Source organism: Streptomyces sp. NPDC048623, assembly GCF_040650755.1.
Lineage (GTDB): Bacteria > Actinomycetota > Actinomycetes > Streptomycetales > Streptomycetaceae > Streptomyces.
Genome location: NZ_JBEZHV010000005.1, coordinates 269119 through 285683, shown reverse-complemented (window position 1 = coordinate 285683; position 16565 = coordinate 269119). Strand labels below are relative to the sequence as shown.

The following is a 16565-nucleotide window of genomic DNA, read 5'->3' as shown; positions in this document are numbered from 1 at the left end:
TCCCCCTCGGGCGTACGCCGGCGAACTGCCGTCCGCGGAGCGGCCGCTGACGGCACCGGACGTACGGGTCTGGGCCTTGGTCTGGGTCTGGGTCTGGGTCTGGGTCTGGGTCTCGATCGGTCGGTCGGTCGGACCGGTTCGGTCGGACGTGGTCGATGTCGTGCTGGGTGTACGCGGGGGGTACGGGCCGGGTCAGCGGCGCCGTACGGAGCCGGAGCGGGCGGTACGGGACGCGGCCTCCGGCCCGGCGGCGGTGCCGGCCGTTCCCCCTGCCGGACCCGGACCCGGACCCGGAGCTCCGGCCGCGTCACCCGTGGCCGCAGCCGCCGAGAGGCGGATCAGGCGCGCCTCGCAGTGGTCGAGCCAGCGGGCCTCGGCCTCGGTCTGGAAGATCAGCTGCTCCAGGACGAGCAGCCAGGCGACGTCGTCGCGCTCCTTGGCCCCGGCGGCCCCGGCGGCCCCGGCGCGCTCCACGGCGGTGATCGCCTGTGCCTTGAGCCGGGTGTAGTCCTGCATGGCCTTCACCGTGTGGTGGCGCTGCGACTGGATGACGTCGCGGATGTCGACCCCGGACGCCCCCACGGCCATGGCGAGCTTGATGGCCAGTTCGTCACGGGCCGGACTGGTCCGGTCGACGGGGTTCTCGAACCAGCTGCGCAGCTCGCCGCGCCCGTGGTCGGTGATCGCGTAGAGCGCGTGGCCGGCCTCGTCCTCACCGTCCTGGACGACCATCCCGTCCCGTTCGAGACGGTTGAGGGTCGTGTAGACCTGGCCCACGTTGAGCGGCCAGGTGGAACCGGTGCGGGACTCGAACTCGGTGCGGAGCTGCGAGCCGTAGCGCGGACCGCGTTCGAGGAGGGCGAGAAGCCCGTGGCGGATCGACATACCGAGTATGTATACCGGGTAAGTCGGCCGGGACAAGGGCCGTGAGGCGGATCCGGAAGGTCCGACTCAAGGGGGACCCGGGGTCTTCAGGGGCGTCGGCCGGGGCTCAGCGGCGCCGCATCCTGACCCCGAGGAAGCCGATGCCGAGACCGACCAGGGCGAGCCCGACGCCCAGGGTCAGCACGGGAATCCGCCGGTCGGAGAGGCTCGCGGCGGTCTCGGCGCCGATCCCCGCACCGGCCGCCGGCGGCTCGGCGGGCGGGACCGGCGCGGACGGCGCGTCCGTCTCGGGGAGGACGCCGGCCGGGTCGTCGGCGCTCGTCTCCGGCTCCTCCTCTGTTGCCGTTTTGGTACGAGCGGGGTCGTCCGGGTCCTCCTCGGGCGCCGTCTGCGGGGGCGAGGCGGGGGCGGCGGGCCGCCCGGGCCGCTCCCTGCCCTCCCCGGCCGGCCGTCCCGCGAGGGAGGGGGAGCCGCTGGGCGTGGGCGGCTCGGAAGGGCCCGCGGAGTCGGGGTCGGAGCCGGGCGGTTCGACGTCGGGGTCCTCGGGGTCGGAGCCGGGCGCCCCGGCGGTCGTGGGGGAATGCGGGCCGGCCGTACCGGAGGACGGCCCGGCGGAACCGCTCGGCGCGGGAGGTGCCGGAGGCGCGGGAGCGGGGGAGGTGGTCGAGGAGGGCCGGGCGGAGCCGCTCGCCGAAGGGGCCGGCGCGGTCGTGCCGGGCGAGGGGCCTGTGGCCGTCGCCGTGGGCGAGGGGGCGAGCATGGCCCCGGCCCCGTACGCGGGTGCCGCCGCGCCCGCCGCCAGCCAGCAGGCGAGGACGGGTGCGAGCGCCCGTGCACGAGGGCGTGATCCTGGAGTCACCGGGTGACCCCCTCCCGTACCGAGCCGCCGAGTCGAGTGGTTCAACTCAGCGTCACATGTCGGGACAAAGGGGGCATCCCGGACAGGGCCGGTCGGGGCCTCACGGTCGGCCTCACGGTCGGGGCCTCACGGTCGGCCTCACGGTCGGGCCTCACGGTCGGGCCTCGCGGTCACGAGACCCCAGGTCGGACGGCCGGGGGCGGGTACCGCTACTGCGGCGGGTTGCCGGTGGAGACCTCGAGGGTGAACTCGGCGTCGTCCTTGCTGATGTCCGTGCCCTGGCGCGGGTACTGCGTGATGACCGTGCCCTGGCCGTAGGTGGCCTCGTCGACCGAGGACTCCGCCTTGACCTTCCAGCCGGCGGCCTGGATGCACGCCTTCACCGACTGGATGTTCTTGTACGTGAAGTCCGGCACTTCGAACTTGCTCGGGTCGCTGCTCGACTCGGTCGGCTCGGTGCACTTCTTGGTGTCGATGGTCTTGGTGTAGTCCGGGCCCTTGTGGCCGGGGGCGCTGCTCGTGGTCTGGCTCGGGTCGGCGCCGCCGCCGGCGGGGGGCTCGTCGTCCCGGTTCATCAGCGAGATTCCGGTGATGGCTCCCGCGACGACGACCAGGGCGAGCGCACCCATCGCGATCTTGTTGCGGTTCGGGCCGCCGCCGGAGCCGGTGCCGCCGACGTGCGACTGCACCGTGTACGGACCGGGCGCGGGCATCGGGGCCGGTGCCGGGGTCTGGTAGACGGGCGCCGGGGCGGGGGTCGGCACGTGCTGCGGGTAGCCGTACGCCGGTGCGGGGGCCGGGGCCGGCGTCGGGACGCCGTACGGGCCGGGCTGCGGGGTGTGCGGCATCGGCGGCTGGTACGGGGTCTGCACCCCGTGCGCGGACGGCGGCGGGGTCTGGCCGACCGGCGGGAAGACCGCCGAGCCGACGCCCGAACCGCTCTGGACCGGGCCGCCCGCGACGATCACCGGCGCGCCGGTCTGCCCGGCGGCGAGCACCCGCAGGCACTCGTCGCGCATCGCGGCGGCGCTCGGGAAGCGCTCGTTCGGGTTCTTCTTCAGCGCGCGGGCCACCAGCGCGTCCATCGCCGGCGTGACCGAACGGTTCACCGAGGACGGCGCGACCGGCTCCTCCTGCACGTGCGCGTACGCGATGGCCAGCGGCGAGTCCGCGTCGAACGGCAGCCGGCCCGTGAGGAGCTGGAAGAGCATGATGCCGACCGAGTACAGGTCGGAGCGGGCGTCGACGCCGCGGCCCAGGGCCTGCTCGGGGGAGAGGTACTGCGGGGTGCCGACGACCATGCCGGTCTGGGTCATCGAGGTGACGCCGGACTGCATGGCGCGGGCGATGCCGAAGTCCATGACCTTGACCACGCCGCGCTTGGTCATCATCACGTTGCCCGGCTTGATGTCCCGGTGGACCAGGCCCATTTCGTGGCTGGTCTCCAGCGCGGCGAGCACGTCCGCGGTGACCTTCAGCGCCTTGTCGGCCGGCATCGCTCCGTACTGCTGCACATCCGCGGCGAGCACCGAGCCGAGCGGCTGGCCCTCCACGTACTCCATGACGATGTACGGCATGACGGCGCCGTCGAGGCTGTCCTCGCCGGTGTCGAAGACCGAGACGATGTTGGTGTGCGACAGCTTGGCGACGGCCTGCGCCTCGCGGCGGAAGCGTTCGCGGAAGGACTGTTCGCGGCCGAGCTCGGTGTGCAGCGTCTTGATGGCGACCTGGCGGTCGAGCGCGCTGTCGTACGCAAGGTAGACGGACGCCATGCCGCCCTCGCCGAGAAGGTCGCGCAGCTGGTACCGGCCGCCCGCGACCGAACCGCCCGCATAGCGGCCCTGTGCGCCGTCCTGGCTCATCTCGTGCTTCCCCCTACGCGCGCGTGGCGGCGCTGATCCGGAATTTCCTGGCCAAGTCTGCCCGAGGGCAGTGACACGTCAAGCCGCACCCCGGTTCCATGCCCGTTCCGTGACCCTCCGCAGAGCAAACCTCCCGGAAGCGTGACAGGAACGCCTTGGATTTGCACAGGTGTACGTGCGCGGAGTTGGATGGCCGATCCATCGCGGACCGTGATGTCGTACGGAGCCTGTAGCGTGACGACTGGACACGGCACGACAGACGACGGCGAGGACTGATGGCACCCGAATCCGAAGCTGGCGGCGGTGTGCCGGACGCGTCCGCCGATTCCTGGGGCGTCGGCGGTGTCGTCGGCGACGGCCGCTACCGGCTGACCCACCGTCTGGGCCGCGGCGGCATGGCCGAGGTGTTCGCCGCGGAGGACGTGCGCCTCGGACGCACCGTCGCCGTCAAGCTGTTGCGCCCCGACCTCGCCGAGGACCCGGTCTCCAAGGCCCGCTTCACCCGCGAGGCGCAGTCGGTCGCCGGCCTCAACCACCATGCGATCGTGGCCGTGTACGACTCCGGCGAGGACGTCGTCGGCAGCCAGTCCGTGCCGTACATCGTGATGGAGCTGGTCGAGGGCCGCACCATCCGCGACCTGCTGATCAGCGCCGAGGCGCCCGGTCCCGAGCAGGCGCTCATCATCGTCTCCGGTGTCCTGGAGGCGCTGGCCTACTCCCACCAGCACGGCATCGTGCACCGGGACATCAAGCCGGCCAACGTGATCATCACCCATACCGGTGCGGTCAAGGTCATGGACTTCGGCATCGCGCGCGCCCTGCACGGCGCGCAGTCGACCATGACGCAGACCGGCATGGTCATGGGCACGCCGCAGTACCTCTCCCCCGAACAGGCGCTCGGCAAGGCCGTCGACCACCGCTCCGACCTGTACGCGACGGGCTGTCTGCTCTACGAACTGCTCGCACTGCGGCCCCCGTTCACCGGTGAGACCCCGCTCTCGGTGGTCTACCAGCACGTCCAGGACGCCCCGGTCCCGCCGTCCGAGGTCGCTCCGGCGGCGCCGCCGGAGCTCGACGGCCTGGTCATGCGCTCCCTCGCCAAGGACCCGGACGACCGGTTCCAGAGCGCCGAGGAGATGCGCGGCCTGATCCAGTACGGGCTGCAGATGCTCCAGGAGCAGGGCGGCCACACCGGGATGTGGAACACCGGCCCGGTCGAGACCCACGACGGCCGGCACACGCCGGTCGGCGGCATGGCCACGACCTCCGTCCTCGGCCACCCGATGCACCACGACACCGCGCAGGGCCCGATCCTTCCGCCGCGCAACCCGGAGGACGGCGCCGCCGGTTACGGTCCCGCGGGGTACGACGGCGGGCACGGCGGTTACGGCCAGGACGGCGGCTACGGCGCGCCGGGCGGCAACGGGCACAGGAACGGCCGCGTCAAGGCGCTGCTGTTCGTGGCGCTCGCGCTGATCGCGATCGTCGCGGGTGTCGCGTACGCGATCGACAAGGCGGGCGACAAGGGCGACGGCGGCAACACGAAGCCGCCGGCGATCAGCAACTCCCCCTCCACCAAGGACGAGTCGCCGACGCCGTCCGACGAACCGAGCGAGGAGAGCCCGACGCCTGACGACTCGTCGTCGGGCGGTGGCGACGGTTCCTGGACGCAGCCGACCGAGCGCCCGACGCAGCGGCCGACGACGGCGCCCACGCCGACGGAGGAGCCGACGAGCGATCCGACGGGTTCGACGGACGGCGGCACGGGGACGACCGACGGGGGCGCGACCGGCGGCGGCACGGACCCGACGACCTCGCCGACGACCCCGACGACCCCGCCGCCGACGACCCCGCCGACGGACAGCTCCGCCGGCGGCCCCACCGGCACGGCCGCCAACTGATCCTCAGCCCGTGAACGCGTCGCGCACCGCCTCGTACTCACGGGTCCACCACACCGCCAGGGCCGACACCGCGGGGAACAGCGGGTCGGCCCTGCGGTCGTGCAGCTGGTAGCGCCAGCGCAGGGTCCAGAAGTCGTTCAGCCGCTCCCACCACACCCGCTCCACCGCCGCGGCGAGCTCCGCGCCGTCCGCGCCCGCCGCACGCCGGTAGGCCCGCGCGTACGCCCGTACCTTGTCCAGGGCCAGCTCGCCCGTCGGCCGTACGAAGAAGATCGCGGCGGCCCGGACCGCCTCCTCGGCGCGGGGGCGCACCCCGAGCCGGTCCCAGTCGACGATCGCGGCCGGTTCGGCGCCCCGGTAGAGCAGGTTGAAGGGGTGGAAGTCGCCGTGCACCCAGCCGGTCGCGGCGGCGGCCGGCGGGCGGCGGTGGGCGTGCGCGGCGAGCAGGACCCGGCGTTCGCGCAGCCGGTGCTCGGCGAGCTCGTCGAAGCCGTCGCGCGGGCGGCGGGCGCGGACCAGGCGCAGCAGCTCGTCGATGAGCCGGAACGTGTCCTCGGGGCGGGCGCTCTCGTGGCCGTGGCCGTGGCCGCGGTCGGGCGCCGGGGGCCCCATGACCCGGTCGAGGCCGGTGTGGACGCGGCCGAGGAGGCCGCCGAGGCGCCGGCAGCCACCGGCGGACAGCTGGCCGCCGTCGCGGTGCCGGCCGTCGATCCAGGGGTGCAGGGCGTAGCAGCGGCCGCCGATGACGGCGACGGTGCGGCCGCCCGCGTCGGGCAGCGGAGGGGCGACGGGCAGGCCGAGGGCGTGCAGCCGCTGGGTGGCCCGGTGCTGGCGCACGATGGTGTCCCGGTCGGCGGTCCTGGCGTCCACGTGCTGTTTCAGGAAGTAGGCGCCGCGGGTGGTGGCGAGCCGGTAGCCGCGGTTGAGCAGGCCCTGGGCGACGGGCTGGCAGGAGACCGGCTCGCCGGCGTCGGGGTAGCGGCGCAGCAGGGCGCGTACGGGCGGAGCGGGGAGCGGCGGGGCCGGGGGAACAGATGAGCGCGGCACCCCGCAGATGTTAGATCACGCTACGTGGTGGAGTGGTCGCCCGGAAGGCGGAGCGGGTGCTTCCGCGGACGCGGGGACCGGCTCCGACGCGTCGGGCGCAGCCTCGGACCCGGCCTGAGGTCCGGTCCTCTCCGCCGAGTAGTCGAGGTGGTGCACGGTCACGAACTGCGGCTCGATGCGCATGTACACCGGCTCGAAGGGCTCTCCGTCCACGGTCCGGGGCTCCGTCCCGAGGGCCGCCAGCTCCCCGGGGGTCGGCTCGGTGATCTCCGCGGTGCCGATGAACTGCACCGACCACAGACGCTCGGCGCCCGAGTTGAGATTGTCCGCGCCGTACGCGACGACGCTGCCGCTGCAGGCCTGGTGGTAGCCGAGGCCCCGGTGCATCCGGATCACCACGCGGCCGTTCACCACGACATGGCGGACCGGGGCGACGAACGGCAGCGCCCGCATACTCGTCGCGAGCCGTCCGTACGACACACGGTTCAACAGCTCGATGGCGCGGATCTCGTCGGTGGACATGCTTCCACGGTCCGCCACCGGCACCGTGTCGGGAAGGGGCGGCGGCCCCCGGTTCACGGGGACATTGGTCCCGAATGAGGGCCGCCCGGCCCGGTCCCACCCGTTCGGGTGAGTCGCCGGGCCGCGCCCTCACCGGCCTCGTCAGGGCCTCACAGGCACCGCCTCAGTGGCGCTCCGCCTGCAGCCGCGCCACATACGCGGCGGCCTGGGAGCGGCGCTCCATGCCCAGCTTCGACAGCAGGCTGGAGACGTAGTTCTTGATCGTCTTCTCCGCGAGGTGGAGGCGCTCGCCGATGGCCCGGTTGGTCAGGCCCTCGCCGATCAGATCGAGGATCTTGCGCTCCTGCTCGGTGAGATGGGCGAGCCGGTCGTCGCCCTTCTTGGTGTTGCCGTCGCGCAGTCGCTCCAGGACGCGGGCGGTGGCCACCGGGTCGAGCAGCGACTTGCCCGCGGCGACGTCGCGCACCGCGTTGAGCAGCTCGTTGCCCCGGATGGCCTTGAGGACATAGCCGGAGGCCCCGGCCATGATCGCGTCGAAGAGCGCCTCGTCGTCCGCGTACGAGGTGAGCATCAGGCACTTGATCGAATCGTTCTGCGAACGGACCTCGCGGCACACCTCGACCCCGCTGCCGTCGGGCAGCCGGACGTCGAGCACGGCCACGTCGGGCCGGGTCGCGGGGATCCTGACCAGGGCGTCAGCCGCGGTGCCGGCCTCGCCGACCACCTCGATGTCGTCCTCCACGGAGAGCAGCTCGTGGACGCCGCGCCGGACGACTTCATGATCGTCCAGCAGAAAAACCCGGATTTTTCCTTCTACAGGCACGCGGCCAGTGTCACATATTGGCTCTTCCCGTGCCCGGGGTGCCCGGGATAACGTGCCCGGTGTTCCGACGAGGGCGTCGGGCGCTTGTCCATGCGCTGACCTGGGACGAGTCCCGCTTTTCTCGATTTACTTGGAAATCCAAGCAAAATCGCAGGTCAAGTGGGGTTTCGCAGAATTGTTGCGCTGTGGGTAACGTGCCTGTGACGGCGCTCGCCGGGACACCTGTCACGCCCGACCCCGGCCGCGTCGCACCCACCCCGTGCGAAGGGTACGGATAAGGCGGAGCCGCACTGGCCCTGACCGGCGAACCCGGGGGCCGGACCGACGGAGGAGCACGCACGTGACCGTGGAGAGCACTGCCGCGCGCAAGACGACGCGACGCAGCAGCGGCGCCAAGCGCACCACCAGTTCAACCGCGAAGAAGGCGCAGGCCCCGCAGCAGACGGAGCCCGAGCTCGTTCAGCTGCTGACGCCCGAGGGCGAGCGCATCGAGCACCCCGAGTACGACATCGACCTGAGTGCCGAGGAGCTGCGCGGCCTCTACCGCGACATGGTCCTCACCCGCCGCTTCGATGCCGAGGCCACCGCCCTGCAGCGGCAGGGCGAGCTGGGCCTGTGGGCCTCGCTGCTCGGCCAGGAGGCCGCCCAGATCGGCTCCGGCCGCGCCCTGCGGGACGACGACTACGTCTTCCCGACCTATCGCGAGCACGGTGTCGCCTGGTGCCGCGGGGTCGACCCCACCAACCTCCTCGGCATGTTCCGCGGTGTGAACAACGGCGGCTGGGACCCCAACAGCAACAACTTCCACCTGTACACGATCGTCCTCGGCTCGCAGACGCTGCACGCCACCGGCTACGCCATGGGCATCACCAAGGACGGCGCGGACTCCGCCGTGATCGCGTACTTCGGCGACGGCGCCTCCAGCCAGGGCGACGTCAACGAGTCGTTCGTCTTCTCCGCGGTCTACAACGCCCCGGTCGTGTGGTTCTGCCAGAACAACCAGTGGGCGATCTCCGAGCCCACCGAGAAGCAGACCCGCGTCCCGCTCTACCAGCGCGCCCGCGGCTTCGGCTTTCCCGGCATCCGCGTCGACGGCAACGACGTCCTCGCCTGCCTGGCCGTGACCCGGTCGGCGCTCGAGCGCGCCCGCCGCGGCGAGGGCCCGACGCTCATCGAGGCGTTCACCTACCGCATGGCCGCCCACACCACCTCCGACGACCCGACCCGCTACCGCCGCGACGCGGAGCGCGAGGCGTGGGAGGCCAAGGACCCGATCCTGCGCCTCAAGGCGTACCTGGAGAAGACCGGCCAGGCCGACGCCGCCTTCTTCGAGGAGCTGGAGGCGGAGAGCGAGGCGCTCGGCAAGCACGTCCGCGAGGTCGTCCGCGCCATGCCGAACCCGGACCACATGGCGATGTTCGACAACGTGTACGCGGACGGGCACGCGCTCGTCGACGAGGAGCGCGCGCAGTACGCCGCCTACCAGGCGTCCTTCGAGGGCGGAGAGGCCGAGTAATCATGGCTGTTCAGAAGCTTCCCCTGGCCAAGGCGCTCAACGAGTCGCTGCGCAAGGCCCTGGAGACCGACCCCAAGGTCGTCGTCATGGGCCTGGACGTCGGCAAGCTCGGCGGTGTCTTCCGGATCACCGACGGCCTGCAGAAGGACTTCGGCGAGGACCGGGTCATCGACACCCCGCTCGCCGAGTCCGGCATCGTCGGCACCGCGATCGGCCTGGCGCTGCGCGGCTACCGGCCGGTCGTGGAGATCCAGTTCGACGGCTTCGTCTTCCCCGCGTACGACCAGATCGTCACGCAGCTCGCGAAGATGCACGCCCGGTCGCTCGGCAAGGTCAAGATGCCGGTCGTCATCCGCATCCCGTACGGCGGCGGCATCGGCGCCGTCGAGCACCACTCCGAGTCCCCCGAGTCGCTCTTCGCGCACGTCGCGGGCCTCAAGGTGGTCACCCCGGCGAACTCCTCCGACGCCTACTGGATGCTCCAGCAGGCCATCCAGAGCGACGACCCGGTCATCTTCTTCGAGCCCAAGCGCCGCTACTGGGACAAGGGCGACGTCGACACCGAGGCCATCCCCGGCGAGCTGCACAAGGCCCGGGTCGCCCGCGAGGGCACGGACCTCACCCTCCTCGCGTACGGCCCGATGGTGAAGACCTGCCTGGAGGCGGCCGCGGCCGCCGCCGAGGAGGGCAAGTCGCTGGAGGTCGTCGACCTGCGCTCGGTCTCCCCGCTGGACTTCGACACCATCCAGGCCTCGGTCGAGAAGACCGGCCGCCTGGTCGTCGTCCACGAGGCGCCGGTGTTCTTCGGCTCCGGCGCGGAGATCGCCGCCCGGATCACCGAACGCTGCTTCTACCACCTGGAGGCCCCCGTCCTGCGGGTCGGCGGCTACCACGCGCCGTACCCGCCGGCGCGCCTGGAGGAGGAGTACCTGCCGGGCCTGGACCGCGTGCTCGACGCCGTCGACCGCTCGCTGGCGTACTGAGGAGAGCACGATGACGATCCGCGAATTCAAGATGCCCGACGTGGGCGAGGGCCTCACCGAGGCCGAGATCCTCAAGTGGTACGTCCAGCCCGGTGACACCGTCACCGACGGCCAGGTCGTGATCGAGGTCGAGACGGCGAAGGCCGCCGTCGAACTCCCGATCCCGTTCGACGGCACGGTGCAGGAACTGCGCTTCCCCGAGGGCACGACGGTCGCCGTCGGCGAGGTCATCATCACGGTGAACGTCGGTGGCGAGGCCCCGGCGGCACCTGTCGCCCCTGCCGTGGAGCCGGTCGCCGAGCCGGCCGCCGAGGAGGCGGAGCCGGAGGGCCGGCAGCCGGTCCTCGTCGGTTACGGCGTGGCCGCGTCGTCCACCAAGCGCCGGGCGCGCAAGACGACGGTGGCGGCTCCCGCGGCCGCTCCGGTCGCTCCCGTTGCCCCCGTGGCCCCCGTTGCCCCCGTGGTTCCCGAGCAGCTGAACGGCCACGGCCCCGCCGTCGCCGGCCGCCCGCTCGCCAAGCCGCCGGTGCGCAAGCTCGCCAAGGACCTGGGCGTCGACCTGGCGTCGGTCACCCCGACCGGCCCGGACGGCGTCATCACCCGCGAGGACGTGCACCGCGCGGCGGCCCCGGCCGCTGCTCCGGCGGCCGTGCCCGCGCCCGCGCCGGTCGTCGAGGCCGCCCCGGCCCCGGTCGCCGCGGCTCCGGCGCCCGCCATCGCGACGGACGCCCGGGAGACCCGTATCCCCATCAAGGGCGTACGGAAGGCCACGGCGGCGGCGATGGTCGGCTCGGCCTTCACCGCACCGCATGTCACCGAGTTCATCACCTTCGACATCACGCGCACGATGAAGCTGGTCGAGGAGCTCAAGTCCGACAAGGACATGGCGGGCCTGCGGGTCAACCCGCTCCTCCTCATCGCCAAGGCGGTCCTGGTCGCGGTCAAGCGCAACCCGGACATCAACGCGGCCTGGGACGAGGCCGCCCAGGAGATCGTGCTCAAGCACTATGTGAACCTGGGTATCGCGGCGGCCACCCCGCGCGGTCTGATCGTGCCGAACATCAAGGACGCGCACGCCCAGACCCTGCCGGACCTGTCGCGCTCCCTGAGCGACCTCGTCTCCACCGCCCGCGAGGGCAAGACCACCCCGGCGGCGATGCAGGGCGGCACCTTCACCATCACCAACGTCGGCGTCTTCGGCGTCGACACCGGTACGCCGATCATCAACCCGGGCGAGTCCGCGATCCTCGCGGTCGGTGCGATCAAGTTCCAGCCCTGGGTCCACAAGGGCAAGGTGAAGCCCCGCCAGGTCACCACCCTGGCCCTCTCCTTCGACCACCGCCTGGTCGACGGCGAGCTGGGTTCGAAGTTCCTGGCGGACGTCGCGGCGATCCTGGAGGAGCCGAAGCGGCTCATCACCTGGGCGTGACGCCCGACGCCGTTTCACGTGAAACGTGAACGCAGGCAGGCCCGTCCGCATCGCGGACGGGCCTGTTTGATGCACCCCTCTTGTATCTATGCTGTGCGCATGTCATCACCCGCGCCCTCGCCGACGGCGCCCGCCGTCAAGCAGCCGCCCGCCGCCGACCGTGTCTACATGCACGTCAAGCAGGCCGTGCTCGACCGGCGGTACGAAGGGGGGACGCTGCTCACCGAGGGGGAGCTGGCGCAGGCCGTGGGGGTGTCGCGGACGCCCGTGCGCGAGGCGCTGCTCAAGCTGGAGATGGAGGGGCTGCTCAAGCTCTACCCCAAGAAGGGCGCGCTCGTGCTCGCCGTCTCCGCGCAGGAGATCGCGGATGTGGTCGAGACACGGCTGCTCGTCGAGGAGTTCGCCGTGCGGCGGGCCGTGCCCGCGCCGGCCGGGCTCGTCGCGCGGCTCGAAGAGCTGCTCGAGGAGCAGAAGCGGCGGGCGGAGGTGGGGGATCTCGCCCAGGTCGCCGTCACCGACCGGTGCTTCCACGCCGAGATCGTGAAGCACGCCGGCAACCAGATCCTCGCCAGGCTCTACGACCAGATGCGCGACCGGCAGCTGCGGATGGGCGTCGCCGTCATGCAGTCGCAGCCCGACCGGGTCGCCAAGAACATCGCCGAGCACGAGGAGATCCTGGAACGGATCCGGGCGGGCGACGCCGAGGGCGCCGCACAGTGTGTGCGCCGGCACCTCAGCTGGGTCAAGGTCCTGGTCCGCGGTGAGGCGCGATGAGCCGGAACGGATACGGGTCCGCCGTCACCCTGCCCGGCGACCCGCCCGGCGGCCGGCGTGCCGTCCTCGTCTGGGGCGTCGGCGTCGCCGTCTACTTCGTCGCCGTCATCTTCCGGACCTCCCTCGGCGTCGCCGGACTCGACGCCGCGGAGCGGTTCGAGGTCAACGCCTCCGCGCTGTCCACGTTCTCCATACTCCAGCTGCTCGTCTACGCGGGCATGCAGATACCCGTCGGCCTCATGGTCGACCGCCTCGGCACCAAGAAGGTGCTGACCATCGGCGTCCTGCTGTTCACCCTCGGCCAGCTGGGCTTCGCGCTCTCCCCCTCGTACCCCATGGCGCTCGGCTCCCGCGCCCTCCTCGGCTGCGGCGACGCGATGACCTTCATCAGCGTGCTGCGGCTCGGCAGCCGCTGGTTCCCGGCCCGCCGCGGGCCGTTCGTCGCCCAGATCGCCGCGCTCTTCGGCATGGCCGGCAACCTGGTCTCGACGATCTTCCTCTCCCGCGCCCTGCACGGCCTGGGCTGGACCACCACCTTCGTCGGCAGCTCCCTCGCCGGGGTTCTCGTCCTCGCCCTGCTGCTGGTCTTCCTCAAGGACCACCCCGAGGGATACGAGCCCGCGCCCGCCACGCACGCCGGCGCCGCGTTCGTACGCCGCCAGATCGCCCAGTCCTGGCGCGAGCCCGGCACCCGGCTCGGCATGTGGGTGCACTTCACCACCCAGTTCCCGGCCATGGTGTTCCTGCTGCTCTGGGGCCTGCCGTTCCTCGTCGAGGACCAGGGACTCGACCGGGGGACCGCCGGCGAACTGCTCACCCTGGTGGTCCTGTCCAACATGGCGGTCGGGCTCGCCTACGGCCAGATCATCGCCCGCCACCACGCGGCCCGCGCGCCGCTCGCCCTCGGCACCGTCGCCGCCACCGCCCTCCTCTGGGGCGCCACCCTCGCGTACCCCGGCGACCACGCCCCCATGTGGCTGCTGATCACCCTCTGCACTGTCCTCGGCGCCTGCGGCCCGGCCTCGATGATCGGCTTCGACTTCGCCCGCCCCGCCAACCCGCCCGAGCGCCAGGGCACCGCCTCCGGCATCGTCAACATGGGCGGGTTCATCGCCTCCATGACCACCCTCTTCGCGGTGGGCGCGCTCCTCGACGCCACCGGCGGCACCTACCGGATCGCCTTCTCCTCCGTCTTCGTCCTGGAGGCCCTCGGCGTCGTCCAGATCCTCCGCCTCAAGTCCGCCAGCGCACGCCGGGAGCGCGAACGCCTCGTCGCCAGCCGCGTCGAGGCCGTACACGTCCCCGTGTAGCCCGCCGTCCGCCGCTAGTTCGGCGTCACCGCGAAGTGCGCCAGGATCGCCTCCGCGAGCGCCTCGTCGCCCTCCGTCTTCACCCGGCCGGCGACCTCGGCCGCGCGGACCCGGCCGCAGGCCAGGCGTACGTACGTCTCCCAGTCCGTCGTCAGCGTGACCGCCGGGCCGAGGGAGGGCGAGCCGTCGACCGAGCCGTTGCCCTCGGCGTCGACGCGGACCGTACGCAGGAACTCCAGCGGGCCGGTCACGTCGATGACGACCGCCGAACCGGCGGGCGCGCCCGCCTCCTTGGCGACCACGTTCGCCAGCGCCTCCAGGAGGACGTCCCGGGTCACGTACGCGCCGGGGGAGTCCAGGTTGCCCGGCGCGTTGAGCGCCCAGCGCAGGTCCTGCTCGTGCACCCAGCAGTCGAAGGCGCGCATCCGGTAGGCGAGTTCCAGGGTCTGCTGAGCGCCGAGCGGGGCCCGCATCAGGGCGTCGGGCTGCCGGGTCTCGTTGCGCAGCTGCCGCGCCCGGCGGATCAGGATGTACTCCAGCTCCGAGGTCATCTCCGGCGCGGTGTGGTGCCGCCGCACATCGACCTGCATCTCCATGTAGCGGCTGAAGTCGCTGCGTACGTGGTAGAGGTCGCGGGGCAGGCTGTGGATCGGGCGCGGGTCGCCGAGCATCTCCGTCTCCATGCCGATGACATGGGACACGATGTCGCGGACCGACCAACCCGGGCACGGCGTGGCGCGGTTCCACTCGCCCTCGACGAGCGGCTGCACCAGCTCGGCTATCGCTTCGATGGAGTGGGTCCAGGCGTCGGCGTAGTTCTGGAGGCTGGGATGGACGGTCACGGGACCCCTCGGCGGTTCTTCGGTACGCGGGCTGGAGCGGTGGGCGGCTGGCGGGCTGAAAACATGCGGGCTGAAAACACGACTGCGTGGGAGGCTCGGACGCTAAGTTACGCTGCCCGAAGGCACCCCGGCAGTGCTTTCGTGTGACGATCGTAGGCCCGTGTTGACGGCTCGAATGCCAGGACGGTGGTAGTGTGCGCGCCTCGCTCCTCCAGATCGCAGTAGATTCTGACGAATCGGTCGAGAACCGTCGCGAGCGGGTGGCGGCCCTCGTGCGCGCCGAGCGCGGCGCCGCCGATCTCGTCGTCCTCCCCGAGCTCTGGCCGATGGGCGCCTTCGCCTACGAGGCGTTCGCCGCCGAGGCCGAGCCGCTGAAGGGCCCCACGTACGAGGCGATGTCCGCGGCCGCGCGGGACGCCGGGGTCTGGCTGCACGCCGGCTCGATCGTGGAGGCCGCCGCGGGCGCCCTCTACAACACCTCCCTCGTCTTCTCCCCCGACGGCGAACTCGCGGCGAGCTACCGCAAGATCCACCGCTTCGGCTTCGACAAGGGCGAGGCGGTGCTGATGGCGGCCGGCGAGGACCTGGTCACCGTCGACCTGCCGCGGCTCACCGCCGGCGTCGCCACCTGCTACGACCTGCGCTTCCCCGAGCTCTTCCGCGGCCTCGTCGACGCGGGCGCGCAGGCCTTCGTGATCCCGGCTGGCTGGCCCGCCCGTCGCCGCGCGCACTGGACGCTGCTCACGCAGGCCCGCGCGGTCGAGAACCAGGCGTACGTCCTCGCCTGCGGCACGGCCGGCACGCACGCGGGCGTCGAACAGGCCGGCCACTCGATCGTCGTCGACCCCTGGGGCGAGGTCCTGGCGGAGGCGGGGCCCGGCGAGGAGATCCTGCGGGTCGAGATCGACCCGGCGAAGGTGACGGAGACACGCGAACAGTTCCCGGCCCTGAAGGACCGGGTGCTGGGCCGCCACTGAGGCGGCGCGAGGACCAGTCCGCGGGCCCTGGGGCCGTGGGTCCTGGGGGCGTGGGTCCCTGGGTTCCCGGGTCCCTGGGTTCCCGGGTCCTGGGTTCCCGGGTCCTGGGGTCCCCGGGTCCCTGGGTTCCGGGCCCCCGCACCCCCGGTCAGTACGACGCCTCCGCCCACGGGCCGAACGCCCGGCGCACGCCCGCCCTCACCGCGCCGACCCGGGAGAGCGCCGAGCGGTCGACACCCGCGAAGACCAGTGCGAGCGCCAGGTCGGCGGCCTGCGACCGGCCCTCGGCCCGTACCGACAGCAGTGCACCCCGCCCGCGCCCCGACTCGCGCACGGTCACGGTGACGCCTGGGTCTCCCGCTCGGCCATCCGGATCACGCACACCGCGACCGCGACGAGCAGCGCTGGGTCGGCGTCCTCGCGGACCACGTTCACGGCGTAGGTGTCGCGGACGTGGAACCACTGGCGGGAGATGTGGGCCAGGAGCTCGCCGTCGTACTCGACGGTGAACTCCCGGTCCAGGATCCGGCCGCTGACGTCGAGTTCGGTGCCGTCGGCGAGCGTGACACGGAAGTGGTTGCGGAGCAGGGAGAGACGCTTGCGGCGGATGGTGGCGACCGGGCGGTCGTCCCGCTCGATCGTCATCGCGTCCCGCAGGCTGAACATCTTCTGCCGCAGGGTGACGAGGACCCGCCCGTCGGGGTCCTTCAGCTCCAGGGTGTCGCGCAGCCGCAGCGCCTTGCCGTCGACGAGGAAGGCGTGGCGGCCGCGCTCGTCCTCGATCCAGTAGTCGTCGCCGATGGCGAAGATCTTGTCCCGTACCAGGTATTTCATG

General features: G+C 72.3%; 16 protein-coding genes. 7 read left to right on the top strand and 9 right to left on the bottom strand.

What is annotated here, in order from left to right:
* Positions 1–192: 192 nt before the first annotated feature.
* From AB0C73_RS10240 to AB0C73_RS10230, 3 genes are all read right to left on the bottom strand, one after another.
* Positions 193–885, bottom strand: a complete 693-nt coding sequence (locus tag AB0C73_RS10240) for a PadR family transcriptional regulator (RefSeq protein WP_362527017.1) — start codon at positions 883–885, stop codon at positions 193–195.
* Between the two features lie 106 nt (positions 886–991).
* Complete coding sequence (locus AB0C73_RS10235) at positions 992–1744, bottom strand: hypothetical protein (protein ID WP_362527015.1); 753 nt, start codon at positions 1742–1744, stop codon at positions 992–994.
* 209 nt (positions 1745–1953) lie between these two features.
* Positions 1954–3606 (bottom strand): protein kinase, encoded by a 1653-nt coding sequence (locus tag AB0C73_RS10230; RefSeq protein WP_362527012.1) that lies wholly within the window; start codon positions 3604–3606, stop codon positions 1954–1956.
* Between the two features lie 275 nt (positions 3607–3881).
* Here AB0C73_RS10230 and AB0C73_RS10225 point away from each other — a divergent pair, with 275 nt between their 5' ends.
* Positions 3882–5507 (top strand): protein kinase, encoded by a 1626-nt coding sequence (locus AB0C73_RS10225; RefSeq protein WP_362527010.1) that lies wholly within the window; start codon positions 3882–3884, stop codon positions 5505–5507.
* Positions 5508–5510: 3 nt separating this feature from the next.
* On the opposite strand, the gene AB0C73_RS10220 is transcribed toward AB0C73_RS10225, so the two are convergent.
* From AB0C73_RS10220 to AB0C73_RS10210, 3 genes are all read right to left on the bottom strand, one after another.
* Positions 5511–6554 carry a phosphotransferase gene (locus tag AB0C73_RS10220; RefSeq protein WP_362527007.1) on the bottom strand — a complete coding sequence of 348 codons (1044 nt, stop codon included), beginning with the start codon at positions 6552–6554 and terminating at the stop codon, positions 5511–5513.
* Between the two features lie 15 nt (positions 6555–6569).
* Positions 6570–7076: a pyridoxamine 5'-phosphate oxidase family protein gene (locus AB0C73_RS10215; protein WP_362527004.1), complete on the bottom strand. Its 507-nt coding sequence runs from the start codon at positions 7074–7076 to the stop codon at positions 6570–6572.
* Between the two features lie 163 nt (positions 7077–7239).
* The gene (locus AB0C73_RS10210) at positions 7240–7899 is read right to left on the bottom strand and encodes a response regulator transcription factor (RefSeq protein WP_362527001.1); all 660 of its coding nucleotides are present in this window, start codon (positions 7897–7899) and stop codon (positions 7240–7242) included.
* A 340-nt stretch (positions 7900–8239) separates the two neighbouring features.
* Here AB0C73_RS10210 and pdhA point away from each other — a divergent pair, with 340 nt between their 5' ends.
* The 5 genes from pdhA to AB0C73_RS10185 all read left to right on the top strand — a co-directional run bounded on the left by pdhA (position 8240) and on the right by AB0C73_RS10185 (position 13911).
* Positions 8240–9415 carry a pyruvate dehydrogenase (acetyl-transferring) E1 component subunit alpha gene (gene pdhA, locus AB0C73_RS10205; RefSeq protein ID WP_362526998.1) on the top strand — a complete coding sequence of 392 codons (1176 nt, stop codon included), beginning with the start codon at positions 8240–8242 and terminating at the stop codon, positions 9413–9415.
* 2 nt (positions 9416–9417) lie between these two features.
* Positions 9418–10398, top strand: coding sequence for an alpha-ketoacid dehydrogenase subunit beta (locus AB0C73_RS10200; protein WP_362526996.1), 981 nt, complete (start codon positions 9418–9420; stop codon positions 10396–10398).
* Positions 10399–10408: 10 nt separating this feature from the next.
* Positions 10409–11827, top strand: coding sequence for a dihydrolipoamide acetyltransferase family protein (locus tag AB0C73_RS10195; protein WP_362526993.1), 1419 nt, complete (start codon positions 10409–10411; stop codon positions 11825–11827).
* Positions 11828–11926: 99 nt separating this feature from the next.
* Positions 11927–12601 (top strand): GntR family transcriptional regulator, encoded by a 675-nt coding sequence (locus AB0C73_RS10190; RefSeq protein ID WP_362526991.1) that lies wholly within the window; start codon positions 11927–11929, stop codon positions 12599–12601.
* Positions 12598–13911: an MFS transporter gene (locus tag AB0C73_RS10185; protein WP_362526989.1), complete on the top strand. Its 1314-nt coding sequence runs from the start codon at positions 12598–12600 to the stop codon at positions 13909–13911. The genes AB0C73_RS10190 and AB0C73_RS10185 overlap by 4 nt, the downstream gene beginning before the upstream one ends.
* Positions 13912–13925: 14 nt before the next feature.
* On the opposite strand, the gene AB0C73_RS10180 is transcribed toward AB0C73_RS10185, so the two are convergent.
* A complete protein-coding gene (locus tag AB0C73_RS10180) occupies positions 13926–14753 on the bottom strand; it encodes a maleylpyruvate isomerase family mycothiol-dependent enzyme (RefSeq protein ID WP_362526987.1) in 828 nt (275 codons plus the stop codon).
* Positions 14754–14947: 194 nt separating this feature from the next.
* Here AB0C73_RS10180 and AB0C73_RS10175 point away from each other — a divergent pair, with 194 nt between their 5' ends.
* On the top strand, positions 14948–15730 hold the full coding sequence (locus AB0C73_RS10175) for a carbon-nitrogen family hydrolase (protein WP_362526985.1): 783 nt from the start codon (positions 14948–14950) through the stop codon (positions 15728–15730).
* 148 nt (positions 15731–15878) lie between these two features.
* Here AB0C73_RS10175 and AB0C73_RS10170 read toward each other — a convergent pair whose 3' ends face one another.
* Both AB0C73_RS10170 and AB0C73_RS10165 read right to left on the bottom strand, forming a co-directional pair.
* Positions 15879–16070: a hypothetical protein gene (locus AB0C73_RS10170; RefSeq protein WP_362526983.1), complete on the bottom strand. Its 192-nt coding sequence runs from the start codon at positions 16068–16070 to the stop codon at positions 15879–15881.
* On the bottom strand, positions 16067–16564 hold the full coding sequence (locus AB0C73_RS10165; RefSeq protein ID WP_362526981.1) for an LURP-one-related family protein: 498 nt from the start codon (positions 16562–16564) through the stop codon (positions 16067–16069). Before AB0C73_RS10165 ends, AB0C73_RS10170 begins: the two co-directional genes overlap by 4 nt.
* Between the last annotated feature and the right edge of the window lies 1 nt (position 16565).